Origin of the sequence: Exiguobacterium sp. NPDC077395, from assembly GCF_050269125.1 — a bacterium.
Classification (GTDB): domain Bacteria; phylum Bacillota; class Bacilli; order Exiguobacteriales; family Exiguobacteriaceae; genus Exiguobacterium; species Exiguobacterium aestuarii_A.
Window position 1 is genome coordinate 1,245,998 of sequence record NZ_JBNNHU010000001.1, and the last position, 20,979, is coordinate 1,266,976.

At 46.8% G+C, this 20,979-nt stretch carries 26 protein-coding genes; 14 read left to right on the plus strand and 12 right to left on the minus strand.

Annotation, left to right across the window (positions count from 1 at the left end):
• Positions 1 to 106: 106 nt before the first annotated feature.
• Genes ACQKD4_RS06395 through ACQKD4_RS06405 form a run of 3 tightly spaced genes read left to right on the plus strand, consistent with a single transcriptional unit; the run spans position 107 to position 1,918 of the window.
• Entirely contained in the window at positions 107 to 724 is a 618-nt protein-coding gene (locus ACQKD4_RS06395) for an NUDIX hydrolase (RefSeq protein ID WP_214749061.1), read from the plus strand.
• 12 nt (positions 725 to 736) lie between these two features.
• The gene (locus tag ACQKD4_RS06400; RefSeq protein ID WP_427372800.1) at positions 737 to 1,450 is read left to right on the plus strand and encodes an MBL fold metallo-hydrolase; all 714 of its coding nucleotides are present in this window, start codon (positions 737 to 739) and stop codon (positions 1,448 to 1,450) included.
• Positions 1,451 to 1,465: 15 nt separating this feature from the next.
• Positions 1,466 to 1,918: a GNAT family N-acetyltransferase gene (locus ACQKD4_RS06405; protein WP_214692424.1), complete on the plus strand. Its 453-nt coding sequence runs from the start codon at positions 1,466 to 1,468 to the stop codon at positions 1,916 to 1,918.
• 170 nt (positions 1,919 to 2,088) lie between these two features.
• Here the strand turns inward: ACQKD4_RS06405 and ACQKD4_RS06410 are convergent, their stop codons facing one another.
• Positions 2,089 to 2,346: a hypothetical protein gene (locus ACQKD4_RS06410; protein WP_427372801.1), complete on the minus strand. Its 258-nt coding sequence runs from the start codon at positions 2,344 to 2,346 to the stop codon at positions 2,089 to 2,091.
• A 395-nt stretch (positions 2,347 to 2,741) separates the two neighbouring features.
• On the opposite strand from ACQKD4_RS06410, the gene ACQKD4_RS06415 reads away from it, so the two are divergent.
• From ACQKD4_RS06415 to ACQKD4_RS06435, 5 genes are all read left to right on the plus strand, one after another.
• Positions 2,742 to 3,590 carry a transporter substrate-binding domain-containing protein gene (locus ACQKD4_RS06415; RefSeq protein WP_214692415.1) on the plus strand — a complete coding sequence of 283 codons (849 nt, stop codon included), beginning with the start codon at positions 2,742 to 2,744 and terminating at the stop codon, positions 3,588 to 3,590.
• A gap of 9 nt (positions 3,591 to 3,599) precedes the next feature.
• A complete protein-coding gene (locus tag ACQKD4_RS06420; RefSeq protein WP_214692406.1) occupies positions 3,600 to 4,298 on the plus strand; it encodes an amino acid ABC transporter permease in 699 nt (232 codons plus the stop codon).
• Positions 4,299 to 4,414: 116 nt separating this feature from the next.
• Positions 4,415 to 5,323, plus strand: a complete 909-nt coding sequence (locus ACQKD4_RS06425; RefSeq protein ID WP_214692405.1) for an AAA family ATPase — start codon at positions 4,415 to 4,417, stop codon at positions 5,321 to 5,323.
• Position 5,324: 1 nt separating this feature from the next.
• Positions 5,325 to 6,353, plus strand: a complete 1,029-nt coding sequence (locus tag ACQKD4_RS06430; RefSeq protein ID WP_337873857.1) for a DUF58 domain-containing protein — start codon at positions 5,325 to 5,327, stop codon at positions 6,351 to 6,353.
• On the plus strand, positions 6,350 to 7,327 hold the full coding sequence (locus ACQKD4_RS06435; RefSeq protein WP_427372802.1) for a hypothetical protein: 978 nt from the start codon (positions 6,350 to 6,352) through the stop codon (positions 7,325 to 7,327). The genes ACQKD4_RS06430 and ACQKD4_RS06435 overlap by 4 nt, the downstream gene beginning before the upstream one ends.
• A 39-nt stretch (positions 7,328 to 7,366) precedes the next feature.
• On the opposite strand, the gene cls is transcribed toward ACQKD4_RS06435, so the two are convergent.
• Positions 7,367 to 8,833: a cardiolipin synthase gene (cls, locus tag ACQKD4_RS06440; RefSeq protein ID WP_427372803.1), complete on the minus strand. Its 1,467-nt coding sequence runs from the start codon at positions 8,831 to 8,833 to the stop codon at positions 7,367 to 7,369.
• Positions 8,834 to 8,942: 109 nt separating this feature from the next.
• On the opposite strand from cls, the gene ACQKD4_RS06445 reads away from it, so the two are divergent.
• On the plus strand, positions 8,943 to 10,163 hold the full coding sequence (locus ACQKD4_RS06445; RefSeq protein WP_427372804.1) for a cation:proton antiporter: 1,221 nt from the start codon (positions 8,943 to 8,945) through the stop codon (positions 10,161 to 10,163).
• 47 nt (positions 10,164 to 10,210) lie between these two features.
• Here ACQKD4_RS06445 and ACQKD4_RS06450 read toward each other — a convergent pair whose 3' ends face one another.
• A complete protein-coding gene (locus tag ACQKD4_RS06450) occupies positions 10,211 to 10,993 on the minus strand; it encodes a LysM peptidoglycan-binding and 3D domain-containing protein (RefSeq protein WP_214692395.1) in 783 nt (260 codons plus the stop codon).
• A 208-nt stretch (positions 10,994 to 11,201) separates the two neighbouring features.
• On the opposite strand from ACQKD4_RS06450, the gene ACQKD4_RS06455 reads away from it, so the two are divergent.
• From ACQKD4_RS06455 to ACQKD4_RS06470, 4 genes are all read left to right on the plus strand, one after another.
• Entirely contained in the window at positions 11,202 to 11,462 is a 261-nt protein-coding gene (locus tag ACQKD4_RS06455) for a DUF1294 domain-containing protein (RefSeq protein ID WP_214749089.1), read from the plus strand.
• 24 nt (positions 11,463 to 11,486) lie between these two features.
• Complete coding sequence (locus ACQKD4_RS06460) at positions 11,487 to 11,870, plus strand: hypothetical protein (RefSeq protein WP_427372805.1); 384 nt, start codon at positions 11,487 to 11,489, stop codon at positions 11,868 to 11,870.
• A gap of 17 nt (positions 11,871 to 11,887) precedes the next feature.
• Positions 11,888 to 12,277 (plus strand): hypothetical protein, encoded by a 390-nt coding sequence (locus ACQKD4_RS06465; protein ID WP_427372806.1) that lies wholly within the window; start codon positions 11,888 to 11,890, stop codon positions 12,275 to 12,277.
• A gap of 640 nt (positions 12,278 to 12,917) precedes the next feature.
• Positions 12,918 to 13,268, plus strand: a complete 351-nt coding sequence (locus ACQKD4_RS06470; RefSeq protein WP_427373280.1) for a helix-turn-helix transcriptional regulator — start codon at positions 12,918 to 12,920, stop codon at positions 13,266 to 13,268.
• A gap of 16 nt (positions 13,269 to 13,284) precedes the next feature.
• Here ACQKD4_RS06470 and ACQKD4_RS06475 read toward each other — a convergent pair whose 3' ends face one another.
• On the minus strand, positions 13,285 to 14,043 hold the full coding sequence (locus ACQKD4_RS06475; RefSeq protein ID WP_427372807.1) for a glucose 1-dehydrogenase: 759 nt from the start codon (positions 14,041 to 14,043) through the stop codon (positions 13,285 to 13,287).
• Between the two features lie 181 nt (positions 14,044 to 14,224).
• Between ACQKD4_RS06475 and ACQKD4_RS06480 the strand changes: the two genes are divergently transcribed.
• Positions 14,225 to 15,076 (plus strand): alpha/beta fold hydrolase, encoded by an 852-nt coding sequence (locus ACQKD4_RS06480; RefSeq protein WP_427372808.1) that lies wholly within the window; start codon positions 14,225 to 14,227, stop codon positions 15,074 to 15,076.
• A gap of 22 nt (positions 15,077 to 15,098) precedes the next feature.
• Here the strand turns inward: ACQKD4_RS06480 and ACQKD4_RS06485 are convergent, their stop codons facing one another.
• The 8 genes from ACQKD4_RS06485 to ACQKD4_RS06520 form a co-directional block, all read right to left on the minus strand.
• Positions 15,099 to 16,052: an alpha/beta hydrolase gene (locus tag ACQKD4_RS06485; protein ID WP_427372809.1), complete on the minus strand. Its 954-nt coding sequence runs from the start codon at positions 16,050 to 16,052 to the stop codon at positions 15,099 to 15,101.
• Positions 16,045 to 16,599: a helix-turn-helix domain-containing protein gene (locus ACQKD4_RS06490; protein ID WP_427372810.1), complete on the minus strand. Its 555-nt coding sequence runs from the start codon at positions 16,597 to 16,599 to the stop codon at positions 16,045 to 16,047. The genes ACQKD4_RS06485 and ACQKD4_RS06490 overlap by 8 nt, the downstream gene beginning before the upstream one ends.
• 130 nt (positions 16,600 to 16,729) lie before the next feature.
• Positions 16,730 to 16,954 (minus strand): excalibur calcium-binding domain-containing protein, encoded by a 225-nt coding sequence (locus ACQKD4_RS06495; RefSeq protein WP_427373281.1) that lies wholly within the window; start codon positions 16,952 to 16,954, stop codon positions 16,730 to 16,732.
• Between the two features lie 154 nt (positions 16,955 to 17,108).
• Positions 17,109 to 17,927: an SDR family oxidoreductase gene (locus ACQKD4_RS06500; protein WP_427372811.1), complete on the minus strand. Its 819-nt coding sequence runs from the start codon at positions 17,925 to 17,927 to the stop codon at positions 17,109 to 17,111.
• A gap of 88 nt (positions 17,928 to 18,015) precedes the next feature.
• Complete coding sequence (locus ACQKD4_RS06505; protein WP_214692369.1) at positions 18,016 to 18,339, minus strand: ArsR/SmtB family transcription factor; 324 nt, start codon at positions 18,337 to 18,339, stop codon at positions 18,016 to 18,018.
• A 69-nt stretch (positions 18,340 to 18,408) separates the two neighbouring features.
• The gene (locus ACQKD4_RS06510) at positions 18,409 to 19,218 is read right to left on the minus strand and encodes an MBL fold metallo-hydrolase (protein ID WP_427372812.1); all 810 of its coding nucleotides are present in this window, start codon (positions 19,216 to 19,218) and stop codon (positions 18,409 to 18,411) included.
• 89 nt (positions 19,219 to 19,307) lie between these two features.
• On the minus strand, positions 19,308 to 19,943 hold the full coding sequence (locus ACQKD4_RS06515) for a peroxiredoxin-like family protein (protein ID WP_427372813.1): 636 nt from the start codon (positions 19,941 to 19,943) through the stop codon (positions 19,308 to 19,310).
• A gap of 428 nt (positions 19,944 to 20,371) precedes the next feature.
• Complete coding sequence (locus ACQKD4_RS06520; RefSeq protein WP_427372814.1) at positions 20,372 to 20,941, minus strand: NAD(P)H-dependent oxidoreductase; 570 nt, start codon at positions 20,939 to 20,941, stop codon at positions 20,372 to 20,374.
• Positions 20,942 to 20,979 lie beyond the last annotated feature (38 nt).

Consider the following 20,979-nt stretch of genomic DNA (forward strand, 5'->3'; position numbering starts at 1 on the left):
TTCAGTATACGTGACTTGTCCGAGTCTTCGGGGAATATAAATCTAAAAAGGAGAACGCGACGATTTGCCGAAAGAAACATGTAGGACAAATGATAGGGGGATCTATATGTCTCAATGGCTGACGTGGGCGAAACGGATTCAGGCGCTGTCTCAGGCCGGTCTGACGTTCACACGTGATCAATATGACCGAGAACGATATGAAGAGCTCCAAGAAATCGCAAAAGAGATGTATGAACGACATTCGGACTTATCGAACGAGGCCATCTCACAATTGGCCCATGTTCAAGGGTATCCCACACCGAAGCTCGATGTACGAGGCGTCGTTTTCAAGGGAGACCGATTGTTACTCGTCAAGGAGCGGTCGGACGGGTTATGGACACTACCAGGTGGTTTTTGTGAGGTGAACCGTTCTCCTGCTGCGAATATCATCAAAGAAGTCGAAGAAGAGGCCGGCTTGGATGTCATTCCGGTGCGGTTACTCGCCTTATTTGATATGCACGAACATCCACACCCGCCACTTTCTGAGCACTATTACAAACTCTTTATCGAGTGTGCATTGATTGGTGACGGGGAAGGTGCTGCCGGCGTAGAGACGACGGATGTCGGATTCTTTGAACGTGACCATTTACCAGAGCTCTCCCTTGCCCGAAACACGCTCGAACAGATTCATATGTGCTTCGATGCGCACTGGCAAGAAGATGACTGGACCACCTTATTCGATTAGGAGGATTTTTTGATGAAAGTGAGACGATACGGACATATCCACCAACTAACCTTTTACGCTCCCGTTCTTCCGATCAACGTCCAGCTGATCGAACATGAACTCGGGCTCGTCTTGATCGACACGGCGCTAAAACGGAATGCGGCACATATTCTGGCGTATATTGAAGAACTCGATAAACCGCTCCTTGCCATTTTATTGACACATGCCCATGGAGACCATGTCGGCGGGGTAGACGCCATCAAAGCGGAGCATCCACTCGCAGAATTGTTCATCTCCCGGCGTGATGCCCGCTTACTATCAGGAGACCGTTCACTAGATGAGGAGGAAGAGCACAAGATACGGGGTTCATTGCCGACGATCCGTTCTACACCAGATACGTTGTTAGATCCCGGGGAGCGGCTATTCGGTCTACGTGTTCTTGCAGCAAGCGGTCATACACCAGGATCAATTGCCTATTACGATGAAACGAATCGGGTGTTATTCGCCGGAGACGCTTTTCAGTCGCAAGGAGGGGCCGCAGTGGCGGGGGACGTCCGTCCGTTGTTCCCGCTGCCTGGTCTTGCGACATGGAACCGATCCGTTGCTGTAGGGAGTGCGGAGCGGCTGGTCGATTTGTCACCACTCCTGACGTTTGTCGGGCATGGTCCGCCACTCAAAGGGACACATCGTCTCTATTTGGCATTGAAGCGGGCGAAACGCAAACAGGCAAGGAAGTTTACTCGATAATGGAGGGATGAGACGATGCAACTAAAAGAAATCCCGATCCATCAATTCGAACAGGCACAGCAGATGCTCGAGATTCAGCGGAATGCATATGCCGTTGAAGCGGAATTACTCGGATTTGACGAGATTCCGGCACGATATGAGACGATTGATGTCATTCAAAACTTGCCAGGTACGAGCTATGGATTGTATGTCGAGGAGCGGTTGATTGGATTTGTCACCATTGAAGCATCTGAAAACACGGTGGAGATCACAAAGCTTTGTATTGATCCGACATATTTCCGGGCGAGACTGGCGACGACGCTACTTGAGCACGTCTTGAGTATTCATAAAGGACAGCTCGTATACGTGCATACGGGCAAACATAACGGGCCCGCCAAGCGTCTATATACGAAACTTGGGTTTGTGCGAAGTGCTGAATTTGAACCAGAACCAGGTGTCACATTAATTCGATATACACACTCTTCTTAATTTTTTATCTCATCTCACTATCATAAGTATACTAAGATAATGAGATGAGACTTTATTTTTACTGATAATATATGTTATGTAAACTAGTGAAGAGATGTTCTTATATTTGATTCATTTAGAGCACCCTTTTCGATGTATTTTAAAGATTACGGCTTCATAGGATAGTCTTCTTACTCAATCACGTCCGAGAACAAAGGAACGTCTCCGGTAAATGTAACGCTGCCTAAATACATTTCGCAGCATAACCGGATTGCCAATGGATCTTTAATGGCCGGGCGGATTGGATCATACTCACCTAATTTAGTTCCGTACTCATCCCCTAAAGATAGCATTTCGGTAACTGTTTGAAGCGATCCGGCTCTCCCCATTAATTCACCATCTTTAAACGTTAAAACCGTCTTCCCGTCTCGCAATACGTTAAATTCCATTGTGATTTACCTCCTATAAGATATCTAAGCTAAGTCATTGTAGTCTAAGTCATTTTAGGCTGACTAAATCAATGATTGAACATCATAAATAAAAATTTCGTTCGACTCTGATTTGTTCGAATGTGCATTTTCCTTTTTACATAATAATAACTACTATTTTGATTCTTATTAAGACAGCTCATCGCATAGTTATCTCATTGTTCCACAAAGCACTGTCTCTATCATTTTTACTAACTGTACTAGTTAGTTGATAGTCCGTTTCATCATATTGATAGCGTTTTTATGAATTATTGTTTCATCGATTATAAATACACTGTTTCTTAATTCTTCAAAGTTGCCTGACTGGACAAGTCATGCTATTTTTAGACAGATGAAGCATCTAAGGAGGAATTCTTGTGAAACGAACAACAAAAGGTTTGGCAGCAACATTGTTTTTAGCAATCCCACTTGCCGCTTGTGGTGATGATAGCACGAATCAAGCAGATACGACACGTTGGGAAGAAATTCAAGAAGAAGGAACGTTGACAGTCGGAACGGCTGGTACGCTCTACCCCGCTTCTTTCCGTGAAGAAGAGAGTGATACGTTGACAGGTTTTGACGTGGAACTCATGAAAGAGATCGCGAAGCGCCTTGAGCTTGAAGTCGAGTTCAAAGAAATGGCGTTTGACAACATGTTGACAAGCGTTCAAAACGGACAAATCGACGTCGCGGCGAATGATATTTCGGTCACCGAAGATCGCAAGGAAAAGTTCGCTTTCTCGAAACCGTATAAGTACACATATGGAACAGCCATCGTTCGAAAGAGCGACCTTTCAGGCATTGAATCGCTTGAAGACTTGAAAGGTAAAAAAGCCGCTGGCGAAGCGACGACCGTCTTCATGGAAGTGGCACGTCAATACGGAGCTGAAGAAGTCATCTATGACAACGCCACGAACGACCAGTACTTGCGTGACGTCTCGACAGGACGTACCGATGTCATCTTGAACGATTACTATCTTCAAACGCTTGCGCTCGCCTTCTTCCCAGAGTTTGATATCACGATTCACCCTGATATCGCTTATAACCCGCAAGAAGTCGCATTCTTGATGGATAACGAAAACGACGAGCTTCAAGAAAATATCGACCGTGTATTAGAAGAGATGCTCGAGGACGGTACAGTCAAAGAGTTGTCAGAGCAATTCTACAACGGGGCGGACGTCTCGGTTGAACCTGATGTGGACGCGACAATCGTCGAGACGAAGTAAGGACATGATATGACGTTCTCAGACATCAAATGGGACGCCATCTTTGACGTAGACCTAGCCATCGAGTCGTTCCCTTATCTGTTAGGTGGATTACCGAACACACTTTGGATTTCCTTTACGAGCATGTTTTTCGGTCTTGTGCTTGGTCTGATATTGGCGCTTGGGAAGTTGTCTCCGACGCGACTCCTTCGCTATCCATCGACATTTTATATCTCATTCATGCGTGGTGTGCCCATTCTGATCATCTTGTTCATCCTCTATTCGGGATTCCCGTTCATCGGTATCGAGTTTGCCGCATTGACGGCAGCCATTCTCGGGTTTAGTTTGAACTCTGCCGCCTATATCGCCGAGATTATCCGCTCGTCGATCCGTGCGGTTGATGACGGACAGGTGGAAGCGGCCCGTTCGCTCGGGATGGGAAAATGGTTGACGCTCAAAGGTGTCGTTCTACCTCAGGCGACACGGATCGCCCTTCCCCCTCTTTCGAACGTCTTTCTCGATTTGATTAAAGCGAGTTCTCTTGCGGCGATGATCACTGTCCCGGAGATTTTCAATAAGGCGAAAATCGTCGGGGGTCGTGAGTTTGATTATATGACGGTTTATATCGTCGTGGCATTGATTTACTGGGCGATTTGTACGTTCATGTCGTTTTTCCAAGAGTGGCTCGAACGTCATTTTGAACGATATTTAGATTCCCCAAAACGTTGACTGACTGGCTGATGCCGGTCGGTCTTTTTTAGATTATCGTTGGATTTTCCGCACACCTCAATCGTCGATTATGCTATGATTTTCTTAATTATCAGAAAAATATAGGGGGATTTTGAATGGTGCATCCATGGGTTTCACATTTAAATGATCAAGTCATCGGGCAATCAAAAGCAATCAAGCTTGCCTCGATCGCATTATTATCAGGAGGACACGTGTTACTGGAAGACCGTCCAGGAACAGGGAAAACGACTCTCGCCCGAAGTCTCGCGAGTTCCGTATCGGCGACGTTTCAGCGTGTTCAATGTACGCCGGACACTTTACCGAGTGACATTTTAGGAATGGAATTGTTCAATCCGACGACGGGGGCGTTCGAACGTCGGACGGGGCCGATTTTTACGTCAATCTTACTCGTCGATGAGATCAACCGGACGACACCGCGTACGCAATCGGCCTTGCTTGAGGCGATGCAAGAACGTCAAGTGACGCTCGGGGAAGTGTCACTTCAGTTACCGGAACCGTTCTTTATGATTGCCACACAAAACCCGTTCGACGGACAAGGGACATTTCCGCTTCCGCAAGCACAATTGGATCGATTCCTGTTCAAATTGACACTTGCGCCCCTATCACGAGATTCAGAGCGTCGTTTGATTCGGAACGAGCATCTGTCGACAGAGCCATTCTCGCTTCAACGTGACGAGCTGTTGAAGATGCAACAAGAGGTACGCGATGTGAAGTTCCATGAGGCGATGGAGGATTATCTCCTCGATTTGATGGAGTCACTCCGTCACCACCGGGATATCGAGGTGGGTCCGAGTCCGCGAGCGACCCTTGCCTATACGATGGCGGCTCGGGCACATGCCTATATGGAAGGACGAGACTTCGTTTCGCCAGAAGACATCCGAGCGCTCGCTCTCCCGATCCTAGGACACCGAATCGTCTTGACGGTCGAAGCTTCCTTGAAGACGAAGCCGACGAAGCTCATCAAATCTGTACTCGAGACCATCCCGGTCCCATCAGAGGTGTAAGATGCAGTTAGTCAGCCCACGCTATCTCGAGTCCGGATACATGTGGCTTTTGTTTGTCGTCGGGGTCTTCACAGCACTATATGGGAACGTCTTGATTGCGAGTCTGATCATTGGCTTCAGTCTCTATGCTCTGGTCATGCCAGCTTTCATGTTTCGGTTAGCGGAGCATGTGCATGTCGACCTCACCGAGGAGTTAAAACTGTTCCCGAACGACGACGCCGTCTACGTGTTAAAACTCATATCCACTGCAAAAGTACCACTCGGAGTCGTACGGCTATCCGGGTATTTACATCCGACCGTCGAGTCGGAAGGTCACGCGTTTTGGCGCCAGGAGAACTTTGTCGAGACGAATGCAACCGTCGACTTTACCATCCCGCTCCATGCTAAGAAGCGCGGCCCCATTCGTCTTGAGGCAATCGGGATGGAAATTCGTGACCCGCTTCGTATGTTCTCTCTATACAAGGAAGACACCCTTCCCCGAATCGGTTATGTGTTCCCAGAGTTTTCACCGTATCCGATCCCGAAACGGCCACCTACCCTCCCTGGTGAAGAGATGGTCCGACATAGCGCCTATCGTGACCCGGAAACGTTCCAGTCGGTCACCCCGTATCACGGACAACCGATGCGACAGTTGTACTGGTCCGCTTATGCAAAGACAGGGGAACTGCTTGCCCGTACGGAGCAACCGGTCCAAGCGAACGAGTATGTGATCGTCCTCGATTTGTTGACGAAAGACGGACGAGCCCTCACCTATCAGATGGAACGACTCATCTCACAAGCGGCAGCCCTATGTCGCGATTTTGAGAAAGAGAACGCGAGTTATGGTCTCATCGTCCCGACGCTTACGAAAGATGGGATCACATACGACCTACCGCCTGGAAGCGGCGAGGTGCATTTCCGTAAGATCATGACGACGTTCGCCTGTCTGTCGGAGAGCGATTTTCCATTGGCACGCTCCTTGTTCGAACGAAAAGTCGCCAAGTATAGCGGGAACCAATCGATTTTACGGTTAGGGGGTGACGGTCAATGAGATGGTTATGGTGGGTCTTTGCGGCATTTTATATCGGTCACGTGTTTCCGCTCCTCTTTTTATTGACGCTACGCCTCCCTCGGAACACACAGCTTATCGTGCAGACGGTCCTTTCGATCGGTGCCCTGTACTTCTCTTATGAGATGAGCATCTTGCTTTTGGTCTTCACGTACGTGCATGCATTTATCCGAACGTTGGATTGGACGGACCGTTACGCGATGGCGAGTGTCCTGTTCTTAGTGGCCGACTGGTTATTCCCACCGGCGACCCAGCCGCTCGCGATGGTGCTCTTTCCGTTTATCTTTTTGATCTGGCAGCGAAACCTTTACTATCGTCGTGACTATAAGCGCATGGTGACGATGCTTGCTCTCGGGCTAGGAATCGGGTTAGCTGTCTCTCTCGTCATCCGTACGATCAAAGAGCTGTTGTTTGGGAATGTCATTGCCTGGATCAGTCCTTTTTTCTTATGGATCGGCAGCTGGTTCGACGGCATCACACTGGATCCGAATGACCGTGTGAATCGCTTCCTCGTGCCAGACAATCCAAACATCGATGCGGAGACGGTGTCGCAGGAGACGCTACTGGAGTCTGCTTCGAACGAGTCACTCTTTTTCATCGGTATCTTTGTTGTCACGCTATTGATTGGTGTCGGTTTGTTCTTCTATTTACAGAAGCGAAGGGACATCCAGGAAGACGGGATGATTCCAAAGAGTATTTATCATCCGACGATTTCAGATAAACGAATCGTCCGCTCCCCACGACAAATTCAGCTTCTCGAAACGGGTCGGAAGCTCGAACAAGTGCAACCACGTCTCCGTGAAGAGACGGTATCTGACTGGTTACAACGAATTGAGTTCACGGACCATGCCTTATACGCTGAATGGTTAGAGGCAGCGGAATATGGAGATAAGGAAGCTCCACAAGACGTCAATGAATCATTCGAGCGTCTTGTCACACAATTGAAGAAACGTTAAAAAACATCCGGTGAGGAATATCTCTCCGGATGTTTCGTGTTATAGGATCGGGCTGAGTAGGCGTGACACGCTCTCTTTAAATCGAATCCAACGGGTCCTCGACTCGTATCGCTCGATCGTCAACCGTTCGGCACGGGATTCGTCCCGTTCGAATGCATCGATGACAGACTGGGCAACATCTCGGTCGAAGACGAGCGCTGAAATTTCAAAGTTGAGACGGAAGCTTCGCGCATCGATATTCGTTGTCCCGATGGAAGCGACCTCTCCGTCAATAACGAGCGTCTTCGCATGGAGGAACCCTTCCTCGTACGTAAAGACCTCGGCCCCGTAGCGTACGAGTTCCGCCGCATTCGCATAAGTTGCCCAGTAGACAAACATATGGTCCGGCTTATTTGGAATCATCAGCTTGATTTTGGTACCTGCCATGAGAGCGATCCGACAGGCATCAAGGAAGCTTGCATCCGGAATGAAGTATGGTGTCTGAATATAGATACAATCTTTTGACTGGGTGATCATTTTGACGCTCATGTTCTTCAGGTGCTCCGTCGAGGAGTTCGGTCCTGAGGTCACGATTTGAACCGGTGCAGCATGATGTGAGATTCCCTCGGTCGGCCAGACAAAATCGTCTTTCCGCGCTTTCGTTTTTGTCGGGACCGAGCGATTCCAATCTAAGATGAACCGTTCTAACAGTTCCTTGACGGCGTCGCCGGAGATTCGTAAGTGAACGTCACGCCAATAGCCGAAGTGCTCATCTTTTCCAAGGTATTCATCCCCGACGTTAAAACCGCCGATATAACCGAGTTCACCGTCGATGATACAGAGTTTTCGGTGATTTCGATTGTTGACGCGGAAATTGATGCCGAGTTTGGACGGGAAGAACGATTTGACTTCTCCTCCGTGAGCGAGTAGATCCTTAAAGTGTTTATGTCTTAATCCTCTCGATCCGACAGCATCATAAAGGAGACGGATGCGTACCCCTTGTTTCGCCTTCTCCGTTAACAGACGAATGAGCGACTGACCGAGCGGGTCGTTTTGGATGATGTAATATTGAATATTGATTTCTTTCGTCGCACGCTCGATGTCTTGAAACATCTGGTCGAACTTTTCCGTTCCGTCGTGCAGGACGGTGATATCGTTGTGGAATGACATCAGCGCATTCGTCGACACGAGGTTCAGACGTGCCAGCCGACGATACTTTAAAAGAAGCGGATGATTGAACGGGGCGAGCGAACGGTCGAGCTGATCGAGTTGTTCTTCGACGTGGTGGTGATACGCTTCGCGTTTCTCTTCTTCCACTTCATAAAAGTTTTGAGACTTGATCAGTCGGCCGAAGAAGATGTACACGAAAAAGCCAATGAGTGGTAAGAAGAAGAGAACGAGCAGCCATGCCCACGTCGTACCGATGTCTCGCCTCTCAAAAAAGATGATGGTGACGGCGAACGTGAGGTTAAGTAATAAGATGAGCCATGTCAGTATGACGATGATGAGTCCGATTGTTACTTCCATCGTATCCCTCCCTTTCCTTCAATTCTTACCCGAAATCGGGCAATCTTAGCAGATGTTTTTCATGATATGGGTATACATATATGAGGAAGCGATGAAATGGAGGGTGTTTATGGAAGACATGATGATTGGATTCAGCTTACTTGTCCTCATCGGCGCACTTTCGCAGTTGATTGCATGGCGTTTTGACTTCCCGGCCATCTTGATCATGACGGTTGCGGGTATCCTGGTTGGTCCGATTTTCGGATGGTTAGATCCAGACTTGATATTGGGTGATTTATATAGCCCACTCATCTCGATCGCCGTGGCGCTTATCTTATTTGAAGGTAGTCTCAGTCTCGAGTTTAAAGAGATTGATGATTTAAGAAAGCCAATCTTTCGTCTCGTTACCGTCGGTGTCTTCATTTCGTTTATCCTGACCTCCATCTTATTGATTTGGATTGGAGATTTTCATTGGTTACCGGCTTTCACACTGGGTGCCATCTTCGTCGTGACGGGACCGACCGTGATCATCCCGTTATTACGTCAAGCAAACTTATCCGTTCGACCTTCGAAAGTGTTGAAGTGGGAAGGGATTATTGTCGATCCACTTGGTGCATTGATGGGTCTCTTCGTCGTACGGATTGGCTTTATCTTTTATCAAAATGACGGACTAGCGAGCCATTTACCGTTCTTTTGGTCCTGTATCGTCGCCGTTGCTTTCGGGATTGCCGTCGGACATTTACTCATCCGCTTGTTCGGAAATGAGAAAGTCCCAGAATATTTACGGACAACGTTGACGTTCTCCGGAGTCCTTCTTGTCTACTCCATCAGTGAATGGGTCATGCATGAAGTCGGACTGTTGGCCGTGACGGCGATGGGGTTGACGATGGCGAACTCTAAACATGGACATCTCCACATTTTGAAACAACTTCGTGAATTTAAAGAAAATATCTCTATCTTACTCGTTTCCACCGTGTTTATCATTTTGACCGCGAGTTTGACCCGTGACAGTTTACTTGCCATCTTCGACTGGCCGCTCCTCTTGTCGATACTAGCAATTTTATTTATCGTACGTCCCGTTTCGGTGCAATCGTCGTTACTCGGTTCGTCATTGACGACGAAAGAGCGGGCGCTCATCAGCTGGATTGCCCCACGCGGGATCGTCGCCATGACGGTGACAGCATTTTTCGCACAAGAGATTGCGGAATTAGGGATTGAAGACGCAGAACGGATGCTCCCGACCACGCTCGGTCTCGTCGTTATCTCGGTCGCCTTGCATGGATTGACGATTAAGCCGCTCGCCAAACGATTAGGATTGACGAAAGTAAAGAATCCTTGGGAAAAGGGCTAGGCACAAAAAAGACACCGCCCGATGGCAGTGTCTTTGATGAGCTTGAATTAGTTCAAGACTTTGATTGTGATTGACTTGCGACCGAAGTTGAGCGCTTGCTCTTGTGTCGGCATCAAGATATCAATTTTGTTACCTTTGATGGCACCACCAGTGTCTCCTGCGATTGCTTCTCCGTATCCTTCAACCCATACTTTAGAGCCGAGCGGAATGACAGAAGGGTCGACCGCGATGACTTTTTGGTTAGGGTTCGAACGAACGTCGATACCTGTCGCTGTGATACCAGAACATCCAGCGCAGTATGGTGTATAAGCTGTTGCTTCAACAGTCATTGTCTTACCTGAAGCCGGAGCTTGGGTTTGCGTTGTAGACGATGCTGTTTTTGTTACTGGTGCTGATGTTGATGTCTTCGGTGCTGATGTTTTCGCATCATTCGCTACCGATGCAGCTGCTGCACCTTTCACGGCGAACTCTTGTCCTGGGAAAATAAGATCTGAATCAAGACCGTTCCAAGTCATCAATTGATTAACAGAGATCCCGTGGTTCAATGCGATACGATAAAGTGTATCACCTGATTTAACTGTATACGTTTTAGATGCAGTAGAAGCTTTTGCTTCTGCCTTTCCAAGTTTCAAGACTTGGTTCGGGTAAATCATATTTGAGTTTAAGCCGTTCGCTTGTTTAATGTCGTTTACAGAGACGTTGTTGTTCACGGCGATACGATAGAGTGTATCTCCAGACTGAACTGTGTGTGTTGATGCTGCCGAAGCTGGAGCAGCGACTCCTAAACTAAGGCCAGCGAGTGCCGTTAGTGTCAATAGTGGTTTTTTCATAAGAATATTCCTCCCTTTTCTAACGCCCCCTTACTGTAACACCTCTATATTTCATAGCGATTACAGGACGATATGAGAGTCATATCAGTTCATTTACAGAACAATTCATAGGGATGAGAGGATTCAGAAAATTGTTTTAATCCATAAAAACGGCTTTGTAGAGCCATTTTAAGATATAATAAAGAGAGAAATAAGGAGGTTTTGGTCTTTGGAACTATTACTGCTATATTACATTGTGACTAATTTACTAGCGTTTGTGTCATTTTTTGTCGATAAACGACGGTCTCGCGTCGGGGCTTGGCGCATTTCGGAGCGTACGTTATTGACGATGGCATGGATTGGTGGGGCATTCGGTGCTTATTTGGCAATGCGCATCTTCCGACATAAGACATTGAAGCCTAAATTCCGGATCGGGGTACCTGTTGCCATTCTCGTCCACGCGGCTTTTACAGGGTGGCTCATCTTTTGAATCAATTATGAAGGAGACATTCTAGTGAATCATACGAAACTATCTTCGTTCACAATCATTGATGTGATTGAGAGACAAATTCAAGTTGTTGAGACGAACAAAGCATTTGAAGATTTGTTTGTGAACGATTTACAAGTAGGTCGGCTAATTGATTTTCAAACAGGCAAGTTGCTGGCTCTACGTAATATGTTATCAGATGCCATTGAGATGAAAGAGAATCAGTTTTTAGAAAAATACCTCACAGAGATGGATGATTTGAATGAGCGATATAAAGTGGGTGGATTTTCGAGCCGAAGCCAGGCTGATCATCTGAACGGTTATACTACTGCAGTCATCAATATCTTATCTTGTATTGATCCCGAATTCTGTATTGCGTTAGAAGATTACTTTGAGGGTTTATTGTACTGACTTGAAGAGTCCGATTGATGAAAACTTTTTTTTTAGGTTTTGGGATCATTTTGATAGACGCTCTGGAGGGGAGACATTTGGAGAATGAATGGTTGTCGAGTTTCACTTTAGCAAACATGATTGAGAGAGAAATCATGTTTATTCATAAGCAGACAATATTTGATAAAGCCTACTATCAATCGTATGACGAAGGTCGGTTAGTAGCATTCGAACAAATGTTAGAAGATGTTACGGTTATGTATGAAGATGAATTTATTAACAAGTATCTAACGTTGCTGGATTCAGTAACTGATTCATTCAAGACATCTGAACACCAAGATGAAGCCATTGAACATAAACTCGCAGGCTATAATGATGCGATTTTAACAATCATTACATATATCAGACCAGAATATCCGTACAATTGACCGAGTTAAGAGTGAGCTGCGGAATGATTGATCAGTAATATAGAAGAAACTGGTTCAGTTATCATTCGTTCAGTCTGGAAAAATGTATGATTTTTGGCATGATTTTCGGTTTTATTTCTTATTTCCCGGTATAACTCATTAAAAAATATCATGATTTTGAGGTGATCCATTGGAAGGGACTCAATCTCCGTCCGCAACAATATGGGACTCTTCACACTGCCCCACGTCTCATTTTTATGTTTCGAAACAATTCCACTTAATTTGGGTAATAGACGGCGAATGTGATTTATCAATTGACGGGATTCGTTATCAACTTACATCCAAGTCAGGATGTATGATTGGACCGAATCAATTCTATTCGATACGCCTTTCAACATCGGTGAGCCGCGTATATGAAATTTGCTTTACCCCGAAAGGGACGTTATCAACACTATTAGAAGACATATATGTTCGACCGTATATAGAGAACCATTACCCACCCTACATATATAATTCTAATCAGAAACAAGATCGTACCGCACTTCAAGCGGCTGAGAAAGCGGTGAATCGACTATTATCAAGCGATGACTTTTCATTGTTTGATTCACTCCTTCACTTAACTGTTGTGTGGCGCCATCGAATCCAACGAATGAACGAGCCGATGTATCGTTCTAGTTCACTAAATCGTGTTACGAATCTTCTTCATTCGATTCATTCAGAAAAATATTCGCGGCTGACATTAACTCAGTTAGCTGATCATAACAAGTTAAGTAAAAGTGAATGTTGTCGGTTATTCACTAGATATCTAGATACTTCTCCTTCTCAATATATCCAGTCAGTTCGTATGCACAATGCTGCGAATACTTTACTTACGTCACAAATATCAATTGCTGAAACTGCTCAGTTATATGAATACTCATCAGTCAGTCACTTCGTCCAGACATTTAAATCACATCATTCGATCACCCCGCTCGCCTATCGAAAAAAATACCAAACGAAAAGAGCCGAGTGATTTCGGCTCTTTTCGTTTATCTTGCCGTCCAACCACCATCCGCTTTCAGTACATCGCCATTTACAAAACTTGAATCGTCCGATGCTAAAAAGAGCGCAACGTTCGCGATTTGTTCGGGCTCACCCATTGGTGCTTCCCCCGCACCTTGGATGGCACGCATCCCGAGTTCGCTCGGAGCGGTGATTGTCGAACCGATATTCGTGTTGACACCACCCGGCGCGATGGCATTTGCACGAATCTTACCGAGTGTCCCATGTGTCGCTGCAATATTTTTCGTCAACCCGATCAGGGCATGTTTCGATGCCACATATGCTGCGCCTCCGCGAGTGCCGAACAATCCTCCGACAGATGCATTGTTGATGATGACTCCGCCACTATCTTGTTTCTCCATTACTTTAATGGCGGCACGGGCTAATTTCATCGGTCCGGTCAAATTGACAGCAAGGACCTGGTCCCATAGTTCATCCGTCACTTCCCCGACCGTCATAAAGTTGTCCATGATGCCCGCATTATTGACGAGAATGTCGACCGATCCAAACGTTTCTTTCGCCGTATCGACGAGACGGTCGATATCCGTTTGATTCGTGACGTTACCAGCGATACCGACGACATCCCCACCTCCCGTCTTAATCTCTTCGACCACCGCCTGCACAGAATCTTCATTCATGTCGAATGCGACGACCCGCGCGCCTTCCTTCGCGAAGAGTTTAGCGATGGCCCGCCCCATACCAGAGCCGGCCCCGGTGACGATTGCTGTTTTCCCCGAAAGTTTCATCCATCATTCCTCCTTTAAACATAAGAGCATATATGATGCGTGATGATAGAAATCTACCTATCACTAAGTTATACCCACATTTGTTCACGAACACTATGAGAAAGATGGCAAAATTTCTTCAATTGATTTCCAATCATCTTTATACTTGAATGGTACCCAATCTATATAGAGGAGAGATGACGTGAGACAATTCAAGGCAACCATCCACGGTCAAGGCGACCCTATCCTATTTCTTCCCGGTGGCGGATTCACCGGGTCTCAAGGACAACAGTTTGTCGAAGCCTTACATAAACAATTTGAAATCCATCTGTTAGATTTACCTGGTTTTGGTGAGAGTGAAGGACTACATACATATGCGACCTCCAAAGTGCTCGCGGATTGGGTCGAGTCGTGCCGAACTTCACGACAACTGGAGTCCATTCGGTTAATCGGACATTCCATGGGCGGGGCCATCGCGCTTGCTTACGCGGTCCATTACCCAGACCAGGTCAGACGGTTGATTCTCCTCGACCAAGGGCATAAACCGAATGCCATGATGCCTTTTCGTGAATATGGCATATTCGGATTCGCTTTCCCCCTGTTGCGACTGCTCTATCACAGTTCCCCGAAACGCCTCTTGAACTCGATTGAAGCTCGCATGAACAAAAGTGATTCCGTATTTTCCGAGGAACGGTTCCAATTGTTCTGTCGACGGATCGGGGTAGAATCAACACCGATGATTCGAACGGCTTTCGAACAGCCCGCTCGTCTGTCGACCGGTGGCCTACATTTACTGTTCGGATACGACGGACTGGACTTTAAGGATTTGCTTCGACGGGTCAAAGTGCCGACGCAACTCTATTATGCGGACTTCACAGGTATTGATTTGAAGGAGGCGAAACGGACGCTTCGGCATATCAAACGAGCGGAACGGGAGCTTCATCCCTCTGTGCAATTGATTGCCGTCCCAGGCGGGCACTTCGTCCAGTGGAGTCGTCATTTCTCGATGGAACACGTTGAGCGGTTCTTACGTACAGAAGAAGGCAACGGATAATTCTCCGCTGCCTTCTTCTTCATCATGATATCCAGTTGTGGCGTATGAGCCATTCGTGGAGCTGGTGTTGTAGCTCGGGATGAAGCGGCTCCTTAAGTTGTGCACGATATTGTTTTTTCACGTCCAGAATGCTCATCTCCCCGTCGAAATGTTTCAACATATGGTCCATGTTTCTAATCTTTTGTACCTCGACATGTTCCGCGTGAAGAGCATCGAGCTCGTCAAGATGATGGACGTCCGTTTGAACATCTCGATCTCCTGTCAGTGCAAGTGTCGGTACATTCAACTGAACCAAGCGATCCCGGAGCGACTCATCCGTATACGCAAGGTGCTCCCGTAACCATTTGGCAGGGAATTTCATCAGTTGGATTCGCATCGTACCCTGGTCCGTCGCTGTGACACGTTCGAACAGTTTTTGTTGCTTTCCGATGACCGACTTCTCGTTCAAGCTGAGTCGGAGTAGTTTCCCTTTGATTCCTTTCGTACGCTTTACTTCATCGAGTAAGAAGTGCGCCTGTTCCTGCATGCTCGTCTTCAAGGCCACACCGGCACCAGACAATAGAATCAGGCCGGAAACCGACTCGCGTTCAGCCGCAAGCGTCGCGACGATACATCCTTCGCTATGACCGAGCAGCAAGATGTCTTTTGAGACATGGTCAAGCGATTTCAGATAACGGATCATCGTTGCCACGTCATCAACGAGCCCAGACAGACCGACGGTATTCCGATCTCCCCCACTCTTGCCGATGCCACGTTTGTCAAAACGTAACGTGACGAACCCTTGCGTCGTCAGCCATTCTGCCAAATCTTTATACAGATTCGACTTGAAGCCTGTCCCATTCCCGTCGCGGTCCAATCCACCGGTCCCCCCGATAAGGACGATGGCAGGAAATGGCGACTGGCCACCATGTGGAGTCGTCATTGTAGCCGAGATGGTTGATTCTCCTTGAATGAATACCTCTTCTTGCTTATACATCATCCATCTCCTCCTTTTCTTCGACCGGCATGAACGCGTACGAGAACTTTCGCAACGTACGTTCTTCGGAAGGATCATGGTCCAACACATCGTCTAACAAGGCATAAAGATCTCTCAAGAATCGGTCACTTTCGGCATCGGATAGGTAGAGCGGGATGCTCCGGAATCCGACTTTGTCTTCTGGGAGGTCGATCGAGTCGCGCTTCAGATAGTTGCCGAAATCCATGAGCAGTGACATCGCAAACGTGTAACAGACCATATACAGTTGCTCTCGGTCTTCCTCCTCGACAATCTTGTTGATACTGGTCAACGGATTGTTTTGAATCGCATACACTTTCTCATACACCCCGCGAACTTTATTTTCGCTCATGACAGATAAAATCTCGTCTTGTACCATTTTGTTGATATGGCGATAGAGGCTCGCTTGAGGAACATCGGGAAGTGCTTTTGCTAAGTCTCCGGTCGTGACTCCTTCATTCATCAGAACGTGTTGAAAGATTTTCATGCGAATCGGGTTCAATAAACTTTTTAAAACGTCTTGATTCATCGATTCCACCTCAATGTTGTCATATTTGATAATGTTATTATTTATGATAATATCATGTGGTCGAATCGTTGTCTATGTCCATACAAAAAGCCGCCCTCGTATGGCGGCTGATTCGATGCATGATTTATGATCACCGTTCACAGGCGATTCCGTCTTTGTCGCGGTCTTTTGATTGATTCGCGTCATATAAGGCTTTATTGACATAAGGTTTATAACGCGTCTTTCCACCTTTGTTTTTGGTCGTCTTCGATTTGGCCACGCCCCCTTTATACACTTTGTTCATCTCCGTGCAGTTTTTGAAGCGTTTCGCCGCAGCATCGACCGACTCTGTCGGTGTTGCCGTCAATCCAATCATAAGAATGAACGTCGATAGTGCCAGTGAGACTTTTTTCATCAAACCCCTCCTCTTACAAGTTATATCGGGTGAATTTGTGTGATATTTATCATTGAATGAGTGGATGAAAAAATTCTTTTTTAACACTGATGAAGTTCGAAACAGATACTTGTTGTTAGTTTTTCTCTACGACACGTCGCACGATAGAGAAGAACACTTGGTTCGGCAGATAACGCTTCAGCGCGATCAACAGTCCTGCCTGTTTACCCGATGGATAGCGGAGACGCTTCTTCCGGTCGGTCGCTGCACGCCAAATCGTCTCGGCGACGACCTCCGGGCCTTCAGCGTTCGCACCAGCGGCATTCGTGTTATGGAGCGCGACTTCCGTATAGTTATCATATACGTCGAGCGGTTGGTCACGGACGAGTTCCTGGGAACGACCATAAAAGTCTGTCTTGATTGGTCCTGGTTCAATCAATTTCATGTCGATATTGAACGGTGCCAGTTCAAACTGAAGCGATTCGATGAACCCTTCGATTGCCCATTTTGAACTATGATACAGACTATAGATTGGGAATGTGATTTGACCACCGACCGAAGACACGGTCACAATACGTCCGCTCCGCTGTTTGCGGAAATACGGAAGAGATGCTCGGACCACGTTCATGACCCCGAAGACGTTCGTATCAAACTGACGCTGAATCTGTTCAGAAGAGGCTTCTTCAAAAATCCCGACCGCTCCGTACCCGGCATTATTCAATAACACATCGATTGTGCCGTGATCCGAGACGATTTGCTCGAAGGCGTCAAGAATGCTCGATTCGTTCGTCACATCTAGCTGATAGAGCGAGACTCCTTTTAGGTTGGACAGTTCTTGATGTTCTTCAGGACTTCGCATCGTCGCGGCGACATGCCAGCCTCGTTTGCTGAACAGTTCGACGGTCGCTCGACCAATCCCACTTGATGCTCCCGTGATAACAATGGTTTGATTCATTTTCATTCTCCTCTTAATGTTTATATGTTTAAACTTTTAAACTGATTAGTGGAAAAGAAGCCTTTCTCTTTGTTTCCAAAAAGAAAGGTCATAAGATACATTCATCTTCGATCGCACGTGTCAGTGCTTTGAGCAGTCCGACCGCGTCCTCGAGGGTCAAGAAGTAAAAGTTCTCTGTCCCGATTTTCTCGGATGAGACGATTCCTGCTTGTCGCAACAGTTTGAGGTGATGCGAGATGGCCGGTCTAGACAACTCGATCTTTTCATCAATCTGATTGACGTTCAATCGCTCATGTCTGGCGATCTCGACAATGATGCGTTGACGATTGACGTCGGCTAATACTTGGAACAATGGGATTGCATCTTCAAATAAAGATAGCGACGCCTCGGGTGTTGTATCTGGTTGTTTCATATTCATCACTCCGTTTAAAAGTTTAAACGTTTAATCATGTATTCAGAATACTAGGTGATTCGCCTTCTGTCAACGAAGTTGTTCGTAGACTTCTCGAAGAATACTTGAAATCATATGTCTGGAGTCATAATCCCGCTTGGAGATTTGGACGAGCGGCGACGGGTCAGGGAAAAGGTGAGCGTTGATATCGTCAATCGTATAGCCCGCAGCGGTTTTCGTTAACACGTCATCGGTCAAACGTTCTAGATAATCGAGCTTTTTGCTTAACTGCTCCCTTCCCTGTTCGAGACGTCCGGCATGCTGGCAGTACACTTCCTCAAAATAGAGGGACAGGACACGCTTGAGCGAACGGATCTGTTCAGGGACCGACTCCTCTGGAATCATGACCTTTGGATACGGATGAACGAACAAATCACCTGAAAACAGTCGACCGTTCTCCTCATCATATAAGACGATATGATTCGGTTCATGACCGGGTGTATGGATCACCTGATAGGTATGATGCTCTGACGTGATCTGATTGTCGTGATAGGCGACCGGCTGGAACGGTTCCGGGTCACCGGAGAAGCGTGCCCGATAATCGGGGATATCTAGCCCCGTCCGGCACATATCTCTGGCAGACTCATGTATGTAGATTGGCACGCGATACGTTTGTTCGAGCCATGCGGCCGTCCCGATGTGGTCTTCATGTGGATGCGTAATGCTGACGAGGTCGATTGGGACCGATTCATAAAAGGGTTGGAGAGCGGGGAGCATCGTACGTGTCCCGGTATCGATGATCATCCCATCGAGATAATACACATACATCGACATCTCGAATGGACCGTTCTTCACTTTGGCGCAAACTGAGGTCACTGGTCCATGCTGTTTCACTTGCATCATTTTCCCCTCCAATATTGTATTTTTCTTCATTATATCGAAAAAAGCCAAGCAATCCCTTATTTCTGAGAATTCCTTGGCTTTTCTTCTTATAAAGAGGCGAGCACGCGCTCCGGATCCGGTCGAACCATATAGTCAGGGTCCGCCTCGGCAAATTGAATTACACCATCCTGGTCGATGACATAAGTCGCAGGTACTGGAAGGCGCCACGGATTCGAATCTCCATTATAATTCGCGAGTTGAAGTCCAAATTCCGTTTCATATGTTTGAATCAAGTGAGCTGGAAACTCGAAGAGTAGGCGATAAGATTCTGCTACATGTTGATCGGGGTCACTGAGCACTTCAAATGTCAGATTGTTCTTTTCGTACGTCGATAAAGACTCATCTGGCATTTGAGGGCTGATGGCAACGAGTTGTGCCCCTTTCTGTTTGATTTTCGGCAAAATGCGTTCATACGCCTTCAGTTCGAGATTACAGTATGGGCACCATCCCCCTCGATAAAAGTTCAAGATTACCTTTCCATCTTGTAATAATTCGGACAAGGTGACTTTTTCACCCTTAGCGTTGACGAGCGTAAAGTCAGGGGCTTTTTCTCCTACTTGTAACCCTTGACCAACTCCTGATTCAATCAATGATGCTGTCGCTTCCGCAACACTTTGTTTGACGTGGGTGGGCGCACGATCTAAGAATCGGTCCCGTACCGCTGCTAATTCTTCCCGAAGCATGTGACCTCTCTCCTTTTACAGATTTTACGAACGGGAAAGCCCATATCGGGAATAGCCCGCCTTTAGGCATGGGATGGAAGTGAGTTCGGATGTTTTTACATCCGACGTTCGGATATACTTATCCCATAGACAAGAACAAGTCTCTAAAACGCCTGTGTCCATCGTCCCTTGAAAATCGTATACGGTTCGGTCATGAAAACATATGACCGGTAAAACGATGCCTGTCGTCATGCAAAAGACGCTAAAACATCAGATGGATACACCTGCAACGACCTGTGGTGGATGGTAACAGTCCACCAGCCTGAGAATCTATATGATCTGTCTCAGGAGGGGTGATGGCACACCCTCATCTGAAGGCTTGAGCAAAACAGAAATGGACTGCGCTCGCACACTCACTTCAGAATCCCACGGTTTTAATCGTGGGAGTGTCAAGACTGATTTACTGTGATTTCGAACACGTCTTCCAAATGAGCTTGGAGTTCACGCTTATAAAGGTTGATGTCCGGGTTCGCAATCACGTCATGCGCTCCAAAACTCTTTAATGGTTCCATTCCAATGAACTGCTGTGCATAGTGCAGGTGGGCGATTGAATCTTCAAAGTCTTTACCAGCGAAGAAACCTTCAGCATTGTTATATTCTGTGACAGGGGCATTCCACGTTGTCGAGAACATGTATTTCTTCCCTTTCATCAATCCACCTTTTCCGTACCCTTCTGCAGATCCTGCGAAGAAGACTCCATATTCGTACACTTCATCCATGTATTTTTTGAACTTCGCTGGGAGTGAGAACCAGTAAATTGGTGTTTGGTAGATGACGATGTCCGCCCATTTATATTTTTCTTGCTCTTCTTTGATATCATAACCGGCATCGATGACCGTCGTTTTCACTTCATAGGCTCCGTCGAGTGTTTGAATGATTTCGTCGAACATCGTTTTGTTCAATTCACCCTTTGCAAAGTCATAATACTCGTGTCCGTTGATTACTAATACGTTTTTCATCTTTCAAAACTCCTTCGGAAATTGTTTTATAGTTCGAT